The organism is Membranihabitans marinus, from assembly GCF_019802045.1.
Taxonomy (GTDB): Bacteria; Bacteroidota; Bacteroidia; order Chitinophagales; family Saprospiraceae; genus Membranihabitans; species Membranihabitans marinus_A.
The window spans coordinates 1-14,201 of record NZ_JAHVHU010000009.1; the positions used below are offsets into that span (position 1 = coordinate 1).

Here is a 14,201-nt window from a genome sequence, read left to right on the forward strand (position 1 = left end):
GCAAGTTCATCCTTGTCTGCAATCTGATTGACCAATTCATCGAGTAATTTTTGAGTTTGATCTTTCATAGTATAAAGTTTTTAGACTCACAAAATCAGATCAATTCCGCTCAACACAAATTTTTTTGGAAAGTCTTCTTGAACTCCACAAATACACAAACTACTTGACAGTCCCATTTGATACTTTAACCAGGCAGATACTCTTTCAAATCACTCACGGCCTTCTCCATTAATTCTTGTTCAATATCCATTGGGATTCCTGTATAAGCATCTATGCGTTCCAGAGCCGATGCTAAATCCAAATCATGCTGCTCCTGCCGTAGAAAATACCTTTTCTCTTCATACAAACGCGTGAGGTATTCCTGCTCCGTCTGACCCGGCGTGGGAATGCAAATGGCCTTTTTCCCCAGAGCGACCAGATCCATGATCGTGGTGTAGCCACCGCGGCAAACAATGATCTGGCTTTCCAACATGACTTCATTCAATTCTTGAGATGTCATAAAGGGATAGTGGGTCATGTTTTCCTCACGCTGAACGGGAACGCCTTCCGATACCACCCCACCAATAAGTACAGTCGGAAATGGAAAACGGGACAATTGTTGGCGCAGCTGTTTTTCCAATAGACTGCGTTGGGGCTCCGGTCCCGACAATACAGCAGCCAAACGAAACCGTTCAGGCCGGCGCGCTCTGCTAAATCTTGAAACGGGTCCGATGTAGCGGGCGTGAGGCAGTATGTGGTCGTGTCCAAGTTGGCCGGTCAGGCCGGGTGAATTTGGGTAATCCGGTATCCAACATTGATGGTACTTACGTATGTAGTGGTGATTGAAGATATTGACGGCAGGGTCCAGAAGACCGCTGGACGACATGATGTTAACCTGGTGCGTGATAAAAATATTATAGGTGTCCGGGCTGTAGCAACCGAATCGATTATCGCTGACCACGATATCGTACTTATGTTGGTCCACAATTTCACGGACCACTTTATGTTCTGCTCGCAGGGCTGTGATAAATTGGATCATCTTCCGCCCCACATTAATAACAATATTGTTTGTAGGATAGGTGATTCCGAATCCGGGCAATTCAAAAAACCGGGCCGTTGGAAACTCCTTTCGGAGTAATTCCAACGGCGCGCCATCACTTGCAAAATCTACACTGTACCCCTGTTTTTGGAATTCCCGGGCGATGGGTATGCTCCGAGCAGCGTGACCCAGTCCCCAATTCAACGGACACAGAAGAACTTTCTTTTGATGTAAAGTAGACCCAATCATAGTATATCAGTTACTGGTCACTGAGTTATTAGCTATTGGCGCACTTCACATTTGTCATATGTCGTTTTTGTACCTCATCTAAACCTGATGCACCAAGAACGAAGTTAGTTAGGCGGCGAATTTAGCTTGTAGGAGAATGCCCACAGGGTGAACTTGCCGACGGTCGGCGGTTAGAACCCCCGGTACTGAGCTTCTGCAAATTTCTGACACCAGAAAATTAAAACTTTGCAGAAGCGGAACTATATACAAGGGATGCTGTAAACTGAAAGAATCAAGCTCTAAGCCTACAAACACCTCAACAAATAAACCTTTTCAACCCCATCAACTCTATCAACATCAAAAATTCATGTCCCACTGCATGCGTCGAAGTCACCCGCCGATAAACTGCAATCAACAATCTAAAATCAACTCAATCTCCTATTTCCATATTAATCTCTTCCCCCTGGGAATCAAAAAACTTGTACTGATTAATGGGCAGGTTCTGATCGGGCTGGATCTTTATCCATTTTTTATACTTCATAAACCAGTTCATTTGTCTGCTGGGAAATCCTTTTTTCAGATAAGCAAAAAGGAACGGATGAATTTTAACTTCAAAACGGGTATTGGGTCTCAGCTTAATCACGTACTCCAGATCGCGTTCCAGTTCATCAATCGTTAATATGGTGGAATTGATTTTTCCGGTTCCATTGCAGGAAGGACACACTTCAGCGGTTGCGATTTTTACTTCCGGTCGCACCCGTTGACGGGTGATTTGCATCAATCCAAACTTACTCAACGGCAGGATGGTGTGTTGGGCATGGTCGGGACTCATAAACTCCCGCATTTGGTGAAACAGTGCCTTCCGGTGCTCATACTTACGCATATCGATAAAATCAATAATGATTAATCCGCCGATATCACGCAACCGGAGTTGCCGTGCAATCTCCTTGGCCGCCTCCATATTCACTTTTAAAACAGCGTCTTGCTGATTTTGGGTAGAGACTTTAGGTCCACTGTTCACGTCGATCACGTGCATCGCTTCGGTGTGTTCGATCACCAGATAAGCGCCACTATTCATGGTAGATGTCTTTCCAAAGGATGCTTTGATCTGTTTGGTGATTCCAAACGTATCAAAAATGGCCTGCCGGCCATTGTACATTTGAACGATTTTAGCTTTTTCGGGAATGGCATGATCCAGAAACTTCTTGATGTTGCCGTAGAGGTCTTTATCATTTACTGCGATCCGGGTGAAATCATCGGTGAGGATGTCTCGAATCAGACTTTCGGTCATATCCAATTCACTGAGCAGTTTACCGACTTTTCGGTTTTTGATCATGTTTTGGAACATCTTCTTCCAATTCTCGAGCAATTCATTCAGCTCTTCATGGAGATCTGCTGCTTTTTTGCCTTCGGCAGCTGTTCGCAGAATGACCCCGAAATTCGCTGGCTTAATGCTTTCGATGAGTACTTTGAGCCGTTTGCGTTCATCATTGCTGCTGACCTTTTTAGAGATGGTTACGATGTTGCTGAAAGGAACCAATACCAGTAGCCTTCCCGGGATAGTGATTTCACAGGTCAGGCGCGGTCCCTTGGTCGAGATGGGCTCTTTGAGGATTTGCACTAAAAGCAAGCCCTTTTTCTTGAGCACTTCGTCAATCCGGCCGGTCTTGATGATCTCTTCGTTGAGATCATAGTCGTTGAGCCTCCATGTGGTGTTGTGTCCACTGGTGGCTTTATTGGTGAACTTCTTGACCGAGGGTAGTTTAGGACCCAGATCGGAATAGTGCAAGAAGGCATCCTTGCTATACCCGATATCCAAGAAAGCTGCATTGAGTCCGGGAACCAATTTCTTGACCCGGCCCAAATAAATATCACCCACCACAATCTTCGAATCCGAATCCTGCTGGTGGTATTCTACTAATTTTTTATCTTCAAGAATAGCAACGTCGACCTTCTTGTTGTTGGAATTTATTATCAGTTCTTTTTCCACTGTTATTTTATTTTACAATGGCAAGACTTTGATCGAAAAGGTTAACATAAGACCGAGACACTAGTTTTCGGGTCACTCAATCTGCGCTGTCATTTTATATGCTGTATCGAAAGTATTCCTTTCGATGGACCGACTATGCGATCACAGTTGTTGATAAGGTGACGATAAAATGGTGTTCAGAATCGCTTCGTTTGGCTCACAAAGGTTTGGTTTTGAAAAACAGTATGTAGCTGGTTCATAGAGATAAACCTTTCATTCAAAACCTTACCTATTCTTAAATCGATTTTTAGATAGTTTATTTTTTCTTCTTGTGTCTGTTTTTGCGCAGCCGCTTTTTACGTTTGTGTGTCGAGATCTTATGTCTCTTTCTTTTTTTACCACTTGGCATATATATTCGTTTTAATGATTAAAATCTAATTGTTCTCGCAGCGCCGGCTAAACTCGGCACTTTTATCTGCATCGCCCATCTCTTTGTATACAGATGAAAGCAGGCAGTTGGTCTCTTTGCGATCAGGATCCAGTTCATAAGCCTGTAGCAAACGCTCCAGAGCTTTATCCCATTGTCCGGTCTGGATGGAAAATCGTCCCAGCTGAACAAAAACCTCTGGTTCCTGCGGGTATTTCTTACTCAAATCCACCAAAGCTAACACGCCTTGCATGGGGTTTTGATCGTCCGGCATTTTGATGAGGAACAAGGTCTTATCCAATTCAACCTGGAACCCGGCCCCTTCTTCGACCGCCTGATCGTATAATGATAGCGCTTTTTGGCGTAAAAAAGTTCGATGAAGCTCATCTTCCATTTGCTGAGCGCCAGTCGCATAGGTTCGAGCCGCGGTACTCAGGTTCTCTGTGGTCGGCGACGATTTCGCGATTTCTTCCAGATAATGTCCGCCCAATTCCCACTCACTCTTGGAAACCCAAAAGGAAGCAAGTTGTTTACGGGCGACCACATCCTGCTCTTCAGCCCGGCTCATCCAGGCATTGATCGTATCCCGGTCTTCATCTGACAATTCGGCTAAAGCTTCATCCAGATGGTCATCCCAGGCGTGATCCATAGCAACTTCATCCCCACCGGCTACTTCACCTTCTTTGTCCAGCTGGACCGTGTCGAAGCCAAAGTAAAAGATCTGGATTAATATAAATCCGCCAATAACCAGCCAAAGCTGTTTTTTATTCATGTTTTGCTACTTCTTCATCTGTGACCTGGTCTTTAACCGAGTCCATAAATATTTTAGCGGGTTTGAAAGCAGGGATATAATGTTCGGGGATAACAATCGCTTTGTTTTTCTTAATGTGACGCCCGATTTTTTCTGCTCGTTTTTTAACAACGAATGAACCAAATCCGCGGATATAAACATTCTCTCCGTCTGCTAATGTTTCTTTCACCTCTGTGAAAAAATTCTCCAGGGTGACCAGCACATCGACCTTAGGTACTCCCGTCTTCTCCGATATGGCTGATACAAGTTCGGCTTTCCTCATGAATTACAATTTGTTTTTATAACATTTCAAAATGGACGGCAAAGTACGTGATTTTATCTTGTATCCGGAAATTAAAACACGAAGATTTTTAAAAAGTTTTGGCGCAACCGCATTAAAATCAGGAAATTACAGAGTTTTTATCCAAATAGCAACGGCTTCATGGGATTAATTCAATTAATTTCTTTTTATTTAGTCCAAAATTGACACTATGTATTCAATGACCGGTTTTGGAAGTGCCAGCACCATGCACGAACCGTATAAAATAAATGTGGAGATCAAGTCTCTAAACAGCAAATTTACAGATGTGCGCTTTAAGGCACCGCCAGAGTTTTCAATGCTTGAAATGGAAGTGCGCCAGCAGGCGATGGAAATTGCCTTGCGTGGCAAGATAGAAATCAGCCTGACCCTCGAAGGACAAAATATGGAGGGAAGCCTCAGTGAAGTGGACGAACAGGTGTTTTCCAATTATTACCACCAGCTGGATCGGTTGTCCAACTCCCTGGGTGCTGATAGTAAAAACATCGTATCTGCCATACTTCAGCTTCCCGGTGTAGTGAAACTGCAGGAATTCAAAGTAGACAAGGATATGAAAAGCGATATCCTGAACGCTATAGAGGTTGCCCTGGGACGTCTCATGAATCATCGGAAAAAAGAGGGTCAGGCGCTGGAATCAGCCTTGAGTGCGAGTATCCAAAAAATTGTAGATGGCCAGGAACGCATTGCTGAACTAGAATCTGAGCGGATGGAGAATGTCCGAACCCGGCTCAGCCAAAATCTGGAACAACACATTCCACCGGAGAAAATAGATAACGGACGGTATGAACAAGAATTGGTCTACTATTTGGATAAGATGGATATACACGAGGAAATGATCCGACTGAAGCAACACTGTGTCTATTTTATGGAGGAACTGCGAAATGAAGATTCGGTTAAAGGAAAAAAGTTAAATTTTATCGGTCAGGAGATTGGTCGTGAAATTAACACGCTGGGTGCGAAGGCAAACCATTCCGATATTCAACGACTGGTGGTAGAGATGAAAAACGAACTGGATAAAATCAAGGAGCAATTGGCCAATGTGCTTTAGCGAATTTTTAATGATTAGTGTATAATTTTTAGTTGGTGCGTATAAAGGTACTTGAGGAAGTTTTTGAGACGGATCATTCCAGGTTAAAGTGAGCTTGGCCAGGCTCGTCCCGTGCAAAGCATCGGGAAGCTCATTACTGTTAACCAATAATTGAATAACCCAATAACCGATAACCTATAATGAAACGAGGATATGGATAAAAAGGTGAACATGAAAAAAAGTATCATTATAACAGCACCATCCGGTGCCGGGAAAACGACCATTGTCAGCCATCTGCTCAAAACCTATCCCGACCACCTGGGCTTCTCCATCTCTGCAACCAACCGACCCCAAAGACCCAATGAAGTAGACGGGAAAGATTATTACTTCCTGACGACCAGTGAATTCAAACGTAAAATTGAAAATGATGAATTTTTGGAATATGAAGAAGTCTACAAAGGGCGTTTGTATGGTACGCTCCGGTCAGAGCTAACCCGGCTCTGGGAAGCGGATAAAACCATATTATTTGACATAGATGTACAGGGCGCCTTGAAGATCCAGGACAACAGCACAGAAGAATGTCTGACCATATTTATCAAACCACCCAATGAATCGGTGTTGGTTAACCGGCTCCAGAATCGGAGAACTGAGTCCGCGGAAGATCTGCAAATTCGCATCGATAAGGTGCGGAATGAGCTGACCTATCAGAACCGTTTCGATAAAATCCTTGTTAATGATATATTACACGTGACACTTAAAGAGGCCGAACTCATGGTAGAAGAGTTCCTGAACATTAAAAAATGAATAGAGATGCAAACGACCACCACAAATGGAATCCGGATCAGCGTGCGGACATTTTACAACAAAGAACATTCAGACCCGGTGCAGAAAAAATTTGTTCATGTCTATGAGGTTCTTATTGAAAACCTGACCGACTATCCTGTTCAGTTGATGGCCCGGCATTGGCGGATTTTTGATGCGTATGGGGTGAAACGTGAAATCATTGGGGAAGGGGTGATCGGTAAACAGCCCATCATACAGCCCGGAGATTACCACAGCTATTCGTCCTGGTGTCCGGTAACCACAGAAATTGGCCGAATGGATGGTCGGTATCAAATGGCTGATATGAATAGCGATGAGAAATTTTATGTCAGTATCCCTTCCTTTGATCTTGTGTTTCCTTTCTTACTGAATTAACTGCCCATAATCACTTAAAATACCCTATGCCATGGCCGCACCGACACCACCGTCCCAATTAGCTTCATCGGTTCATGAGCTGCAGACACAAAGGCGTGCAGAGCGAGAACCCGAGACCAGCAATCCATTCTATCTGAGTTCCTGGCACGAATGGCCGGACATGGTCTGGACAGGTCCGGAATTTTGGGCCAACAGGATGCAGGATTGGGAGATCCACAACAAGGTCCTCCGTTGCAATCTCTGTGGCCCCAACCGAAACATTCAATTACTCACCCATCAATTATCAGATGAAGGGAATTTTATGCAAACGTCCATCGCGCTTCGGTGGAATGAAGAAGCACTTCAATACAAAGGAACGGCCGGATTTCGATGGGGCATTCAGGGGCGATTTGATGATTACCGGAGTGCCTGTGTAACCGGTCAGGGAATTTCATCCGGAATTGATCAGGATGGTCACTTAATTCTTGGTTCACACCGATCCGGAAAACCGGTGGAAAAAGAATTTTTGCTGGAGGGGGTTGACCTGAAACTGTTTTTGAATGCGGATGGAAAGAAAGTGACGGCTGATTTGTCGGCGTGGTACGAAGGAAGACCCGTGGTCACCTTACAGGGCATCGAATTTGAGAAAGAAGCCATGGCCGGAAATATTGGATTATTTGCTGATTTTGAAAAACCTATTCAGGAGACCTGGTCCGTGCAGTTCGATGCCTGGGAGCTGCGGGGTGACTTATTGGATGTGAATGAAGAACAGGTTTTTGGCCCGGTTTACTTTGCGCAGTACACGATAAATAATAATGTGCTCAAAATGACGGCGCAACTGGCTCCTTTGGATCAGGAAAACCTTCAGGCTGAACTGTGGTTTCGAGAAAAAAAACAGGATTGGCAAAAAGTGGATTCATCGGCTATCGATGGCTGGTCCCGTACAGCGCACTTCAGGGTGGAAGACCATGATGCGTCCAAAGAGTACGATTATAAAGTCACCACCGCCTTGACCCTTGGAGAAGGAGCTGAAAAAAAGTACGAATATAAAGGACGGATAGCTGCTGAGCCACACCACAAAGATACGATCAAGGCTGTGGCCTTCAGCTGCAACTGGGATCTGGGTTTTCCGGACAACGAATTGGTCCGAAATGCCGGTAAGCACGATGCGGACCTGGCTCTTTTTCTGGGCGACCAGTTTTACGAGCCGAACGGAGGTTTTGGAATTCAGATGGAGCCGCCTGAAAAGGCAGCGTTGGACTATCTGAGAAAGTGGGTTCAGTTCGGATGGGCCCACCGGGATCTTTTCCGGCACATTCCTTCCATTTGTTTACCGGATGATCACGATGTATTTCATGGGAATGTGTGGGGTGAGGAAGGCAAAGCGACCATTAAAAAAGGCGGTGCTGCTGCCCGTCAGGACAGTGGAGGGTATAAAATGCCCGGGCCGTGGGTCAATATTGTTCAGCGAACCCAGACCAGTCATATGCCGGACCCTTTTGATCCGACCCCGGTCAAACAAGACATCACCGTATTTTATACCAGCTGGAAATATGGGGGAATTGATTTTGGGATTATTGAAGACAGAAAATTTAAGTCGGCTCCAAAAAATATTTTACCTGCCAATGCAGAGGTTTTCAATGGGTATGCGGAAAACCCCGACTTTGACTTCAGTTCTTTTAAAGATTACGATACCGCACAGCTGATCGGAGACCGTCAAAAGATTTTTCTCGAGGAATGGGTGGAAGATTGGAGTGATCGGACCCAAATCAAAGCACTCTTGTCGGCTACCTCCTTTATGACCTTGCAAACGCTGCCCGAAGGGACAAAGAACGATCAGATCACCCCAAAATTGGAGATTCCTGAACCCGGTCAGTATGTTTCTGGGGATTACTATACCCGGGATATGGATTCAAACGGTTGGCCACAGATTCGGCGGGATGAAATCGTCCGGATCCTGCGCAAAGCGTATGCAACCCATATCGTAGGTGACCAACATTTGGCGTCGGTAGCGCAATATGGCGTAGATGAATTTCAGGACAGTAGTTTTGTCTTTACGGTTCCTGCCATTACGAGTATCTGGCCCCGGAGGTGGTGGCCACCGGTAACAGATGACCACAGAGGAATTATGGGGCGTGAAAAATACACCGGGAACTTCCACGATGGCTTCGGGAATAAGATGACTGTATTTTCGGTTGCGAATCCGGTCAAGACCGGCCTGGAGCCCGCATTGTTGTACGATCGATCCACTGGATATGGCGTGGTACATTTTGATAAATCCAGTCGACGAATCCGATTTGAGTGCTGGCCCAGGTTTTCAGATCCCGCGAAAGGGAATCAGGGGCAATACGACGATTGGCCTTTTGAGATCAATCAGCTGGATAATTTTGGGTTTTCATCGCGGATTTCACTGCCGCCGGTGGAGGTAACTGGACTGGACAATCCCGTGGTCATGGTCTATGACAAGGCTGGGGAGGAACTCGTATCTGCCATCCGGGTTCCGGAATCACGACTTCCGTATCAGGCCAGCGTGTTGGCAGCAGGGGAATATGTAGTAAAAGTGGGTGAGCCGGACCGGGATCTTTGGAAAGAGCAGAAGGTCTCTACGAATGGGACAGGGACGCGGCGGTTTGAGTTTTAAAGGGACCGACCTCATGGGAGCACTAATAAAAATGTGATTATTGAAATTAACAATACTAGGACATGAGATACTTTTTTACCCTTGTTTTATTTATATTCTTGTTTTGTACTGGTTTTAGTCAGCATCCCGAACCCCATGGCGCACTGCCCAGTCAGCGACAGTTGGAGTGGGCCGATATGGAGTACTACATGTTCGTCCATTTTAACATGAACACCTTTACCGATATGGAATGGGGGCTCGGAGGTGAAGACCCGTCCCTCTTCAATCCCACCGATCTGGACTGTATGCAGTGGGCGCGGCTGGCGAAAAAAGCGGGTATGAAAGGGATCATAATCACAGCCAAGCACCACGACGGTTTTGTCATTTGGCCCTCCAAATACACGGAACATTCAGTCAAGAACAGCCCATGGAAAAATGGAAAGGGAGATGTTTTGCAGGAGTTGCGCGAAGCTTGTGATCATTATGGACTCAAAATGGGGATTTACTATTCCCCCTGGGACCGGAATCATGCCGATTATGGGACGGAAAAATATCTGGAGTATTTTCATAACCAACTCGAAGAAGTGCTGACGGAATACGGGGATGTATTTGAAGTATGGTTTGATGGTGCGAATGGGGGGACCGGTTATTACGGTGGGGCCAATGAAGATCGTAAAGTGGACCGCCGGACGTATTACAATTTCCCGAGAATATGGAACCATGTCCGTGAACTACAACCCAACGCGGTGATCTTCAGCGATGGAGGACCCGATGTGCGGTGGGTGGGTAATGAAAGCGGGTTTGCCGGTAAAACCAACTGGTCGACGCTGAACCGGGATCTGGTATGGCCTGGGTGGCCGCATTACAAAGAACTTCAGTACGGTCACAAAAACGGAACACACTGGGTGCCTGCCGAGGTGGATGTTTCTATACGACCCGGTTGGTACTACCATGCGTCGGAAGATCATAAGGTGAAGACCTTACCGAAATTGCTTGATATTTACTACAATTCGATCGGACGCAATGCTTCCTTTCTGCTCAATATTCCTGTAGACCGGACCGGTCAGGTGCATGCTACGGATTCGGCGCAAATGATGGCGTTGGCGGATCAACTTCGCAAAGATTTTGAGACCAACCTTGCTGTGGACGTTGCAGTAGAAGCATCTTCCTATCGATGGGATGATCCAAAGTATGGCCCGGAAAAAACCACCGATGGGGATCCGGAGACTTATTGGGCCACCGATGAGTTTACACGATCGGGTTCACTGACGCTCGATCTGGGCGCTCCACAAACATTGAATCGGTTTCTGGTCAGTGAATACATCCCCTTGGGCCAACGGGTCGAAGCTTTTCGTGTGGAAGTCCTGGATGAACAGGGTCAATGGGAAGAGATTGCCGAGGAAACAACGATTGGCCGGAAACGCATTCTTCGGTTTGATGATGTGACAACCCAAAAAGTACGGTTTACGGTGGACTCTGCGCTGGCAGCTCCATTGATCACGTCGATCGAGCTGTATCGAGCACCCAAAGTGTTATCGCTGCCCCGGATAACACGGGATGATCAGGACCGGGTGACCATCGTGCCGGGGGATGAAGATGTCGAAATATATTATACCACCGATGGAAGCTCCCCGGATAAAAATGCCACCCGGTACGCGAATCCTTTTCATCTGCCCCGAAAGACTTCATTGCGTGTGGCGGTGCTTGATCCGGTAACCTCACAGTGGAGCCCGGTAGCAGAAGCCCGGCTCGATATCCCCAAAAAAGGCTGGAAGGTGCTGAGCGGAGACCGGACTATAATCGATGGCAATCCACGATCTTTATCGACCTTCAAGGTTGGCGAATCAGCGATCATCGATCTTGGTGACATCCATCAGTTAAATGGATTTACGTACACCCCTGATCAGGGTCGGTATGCTTCAGGTATTATTCAAGACTACCGGTTCTCGGTCAGTAAGAACGGTAAGAAATGGAAAACGGTGGCTCAGGGTGAATTCTCCAACATTAAAAACAATCCCATCGAACAAGTTATCCGCTTTCGCAAATCAAAAGGACGTTACATCAAACTCGAAGCGAAATCTCTGGTTGATAACGGGCAAGAAATGCGGGTGGCCGAAATCGATGTGATGACCGTACCGTAGTCGAGACCATCGAGTTTATTTAAATTCTACAGAACGCACAAACAACTTGTTTATCACCGCGGTGTCTGCAAAGTTATTATTTGGATTCTGGCTGGAGTGTAGAATTTGTTTCCCGTCCTCAGCGCGATATAATTCAATAATTATGTCGGGTGAGGTATTGGTTTGAATGGTCATGCTTGAAGCCGGGGGATTGTTCAAAGCAAGGGGATACTGATCAGCAAACTGCGTACTGGTAACCCGTCCTAATCCATTCAAGTAATCCGCCACCCGGGCAGAATCGGCAGGTACGCCATTGATCTGCCACTCGTTTTTCATCCGCATAAGAACAAAATCGTTATCATTTGGATAATTGAAAATGATTTGCTGGATAGAGTCCACAGTGGCATTGAGCACCGTTTTATTGCGGTAATTTGAGGCATTGGTAGAAACCGAGGAACCCGAAAAGTTTTCGATGACATAAACGGTATTTTCGTCCTTTGGGCGAACATAGGTGATATATGTACGTTGGTCCTGCATCGATCCGCGGCCAATGATTAAATCCATTGATTTTTTGGGCCCCTGGAATAACTGAACCCGTTGACCCGTGGAGTCGACTTGGTAGTCCCGCCATTGATCGGGCCTTTGAGATACGATGCGGCTGGGAGAAATGCGTAACAGCGCATCGAGTAAGCTGTGAACGCGAGGAGACAAGGCAGGTACTTCGGTCCCATTATTTGGGGTTATTGACCAGGAATTACCCGCTTTGGACAACTGAATTTGATCGCCTTGTTTTTCGATCAGTATTTTCGTGATTTGTGCGGTGTCTACCTGGAATAAATCCTGTGTCAATACTGCGCTACCTGATGAGCCTCGTTTTAGACTTAATGATACCACGTAAGTCAGTGCCAGTACAATCAGAATTCCAAGTAAATTTCGATTGATTTTATCTATTAGCATAGCGGTTTACATTTAATGTGAACTGACTGAATCACCATTGTTCTGTTTGTCTTTTATGGCGGCGGATACGTGCCCGATGACGACGGTATAATGCAAGGACTATCACGAGTAGAATCGGAGCAAGTACATTCCCATATTTATACAAGTTCCGGGTTCCATCATCTACCTCAGCTAAAGGTCTGGAGGTTATTCCCTTTGTTCTCAGGTTGATCAATCCCGTATCATCAGCGAGCCAGTCCATAGCATTACTGATTAGGTTTACATTATCTTCACTGACTCTTTGCTGTTGTTGACCGGTTCCATTGACCGCAAACGTCCCATTGCTGACGACTACCATTCGACCGTTTGCGGAACCTCCTAGCGGACCTTCTGCAGCAAGAGCCACCACTTGGGGGGAAGCATTGAAATCGCCCCGGGTCCATTCTTTGTTGATGTCCACCATAACCGGCGAGGAAACCAATCCGGTGTTTTTCGATGTCATAGCCAAGGGACTAATATGGATAGCACTGTCCGTCTGATTTATATTGATCGGACTGGTAAAAGGCAAAATAACGGTCTCCAGACCTTCTGTCACGGGATGGTTTGTAAAATGTGAGATAATTGGAAAAAAAGGAAACGGTTTTTGGGTGTTCATCACAAATCCACCCAGGTTCTGCTGTACACTTATGGATCCGCTGGTAGCATCAATAAGGTATTCATTGGCCAGAGACCAACCCTTCCGTTCCATCCATTCATTAAGTCCAATCGGGGGTGCCGTCGTCAGGAAGCCCTGGTTCAGATCGGGCTGAAGATTGCTGTAAGCTATTAATATATGACCGCCAGTATTCAGATATCGATCCATCTGTTCCAGGTGACTCGGGGGAATGGAGTCTGTCGGATTGATCATTGCTATGCTGCGGTAATAGGTCGGTATCTCGGTGGTGTCCGTGATCGTGTAGTTTTCCGGATCATAAAGCACTGTGAGTTGTTCTGTGACCTGGGGCATCGCGTCCATCCCGGCTTCACCATGACCCTGGATAAATGCGACTTTTGGTTTTTCATCCACAGACAATTTTTTGATGGCTGTGGTCAGTGCATATTCCACGCCAGCACCGGGCTGTATGAGAGGGATCACTTCAGATCGGTCGCCCAGTTGCACTGTGGCCCCCATGTAAGCACGCAACTGGCTCGCCTGATCTTTTTCTGTAATATTGACCATGACCGGTCGTATGCCTTTTTCCTGAGCTTTTTGCTCTTCTGTTTCGTTCGCATTGGGATTAACAAATCGAAATACAACGCTCCCTTCGGATCGGTTTTCATATTCCGTGAGTAAATCTTCAAAGTCTTGACGCGACTTTTGGAGCTGTGGCGGTAAATTTTTTGTAAAATAGGCCGTAACTGTGACCACATCATCCAGCTCTGCCAGGATGTCATCGGTGGCCTGGCTCAAGGTGTATTGTTTGTCGGCTGTAAAATCCAGTCGGACATACCATAATTCCGAAAGTAAATTAACCAAAACTAGTATGCTTAGCACTAAAAATATTCGTGTATAAATCGTCTTTTTTCTCATA

11 protein-coding genes are annotated in these 14,201 nt (G+C 46.0%); 5 read left to right on the top strand and 6 right to left on the bottom strand.

What is annotated here, in order from left to right; genetic code table 11:
- Positions 1-184 precede the first annotated feature (184 nt).
- The 4 genes from KUV50_RS10010 to KUV50_RS10025 form a co-directional block, all read right to left on the bottom strand.
- Positions 185-1,267 carry a glycosyltransferase gene (locus KUV50_RS10010; RefSeq protein ID WP_222580006.1) on the bottom strand — a complete coding sequence of 361 codons (1,083 nt, stop codon included), beginning with the start codon at positions 1,265-1,267 and terminating at the stop codon, positions 185-187.
- Positions 1,268-1,676: 409 nt separating this feature from the next.
- Entirely contained in the window at positions 1,677-3,236 is a 1,560-nt protein-coding gene (locus KUV50_RS10015; RefSeq protein ID WP_222580007.1) for an Rne/Rng family ribonuclease, read from the bottom strand.
- Between the two features lie 413 nt (positions 3,237-3,649).
- The gene (locus KUV50_RS10020) at positions 3,650-4,414 is read right to left on the bottom strand and encodes a tetratricopeptide repeat protein (RefSeq protein WP_222580008.1); all 765 of its coding nucleotides are present in this window, start codon (positions 4,412-4,414) and stop codon (positions 3,650-3,652) included.
- On the bottom strand, positions 4,407-4,715 hold the full coding sequence (locus KUV50_RS10025) for an HU family DNA-binding protein (protein ID WP_222580009.1): 309 nt from the start codon (positions 4,713-4,715) through the stop codon (positions 4,407-4,409). Before KUV50_RS10025 ends, KUV50_RS10020 begins: the two co-directional genes overlap by 8 nt.
- Positions 4,716-4,923: 208 nt before the next feature.
- Between KUV50_RS10025 and KUV50_RS10030 the strand changes: the two genes are divergently transcribed.
- From KUV50_RS10030 to KUV50_RS10050, 5 genes are all read left to right on the top strand, one after another.
- Positions 4,924-5,799, top strand: coding sequence for a YicC/YloC family endoribonuclease (locus KUV50_RS10030; protein WP_222580010.1), 876 nt, complete (start codon positions 4,924-4,926; stop codon positions 5,797-5,799).
- A 210-nt stretch (positions 5,800-6,009) separates the two neighbouring features.
- The gene (gmk, locus tag KUV50_RS10035; RefSeq protein ID WP_222580011.1) at positions 6,010-6,582 is read left to right on the top strand and encodes a guanylate kinase; all 573 of its coding nucleotides are present in this window, start codon (positions 6,010-6,012) and stop codon (positions 6,580-6,582) included.
- Between the two features lie 6 nt (positions 6,583-6,588).
- Positions 6,589-6,975: a Co2+/Mg2+ efflux protein ApaG gene (gene apaG, locus KUV50_RS10040; RefSeq protein WP_222580012.1), complete on the top strand. Its 387-nt coding sequence runs from the start codon at positions 6,589-6,591 to the stop codon at positions 6,973-6,975.
- Between the two features lie 31 nt (positions 6,976-7,006).
- The gene (locus KUV50_RS10045; protein WP_222580013.1) at positions 7,007-9,595 is read left to right on the top strand and encodes an alkaline phosphatase D family protein; all 2,589 of its coding nucleotides are present in this window, start codon (positions 7,007-7,009) and stop codon (positions 9,593-9,595) included.
- Between the two features lie 62 nt (positions 9,596-9,657).
- The gene (locus KUV50_RS10050) at positions 9,658-11,715 is read left to right on the top strand and encodes an alpha-L-fucosidase (protein WP_222580014.1); all 2,058 of its coding nucleotides are present in this window, start codon (positions 9,658-9,660) and stop codon (positions 11,713-11,715) included.
- A 15-nt stretch (positions 11,716-11,730) separates the two neighbouring features.
- On the opposite strand, the gene KUV50_RS10055 is transcribed toward KUV50_RS10050, so the two are convergent.
- Positions 11,731-12,651 carry a DUF4340 domain-containing protein gene (locus KUV50_RS10055; RefSeq protein WP_222580015.1) on the bottom strand — a complete coding sequence of 307 codons (921 nt, stop codon included), beginning with the start codon at positions 12,649-12,651 and terminating at the stop codon, positions 11,731-11,733.
- 31 nt (positions 12,652-12,682) lie between these two features.
- Complete coding sequence (locus KUV50_RS10060) at positions 12,683-14,200, bottom strand: GldG family protein (protein WP_222580016.1); 1,518 nt, start codon at positions 14,198-14,200, stop codon at positions 12,683-12,685.
- Position 14,201 lies beyond the last annotated feature (1 nt).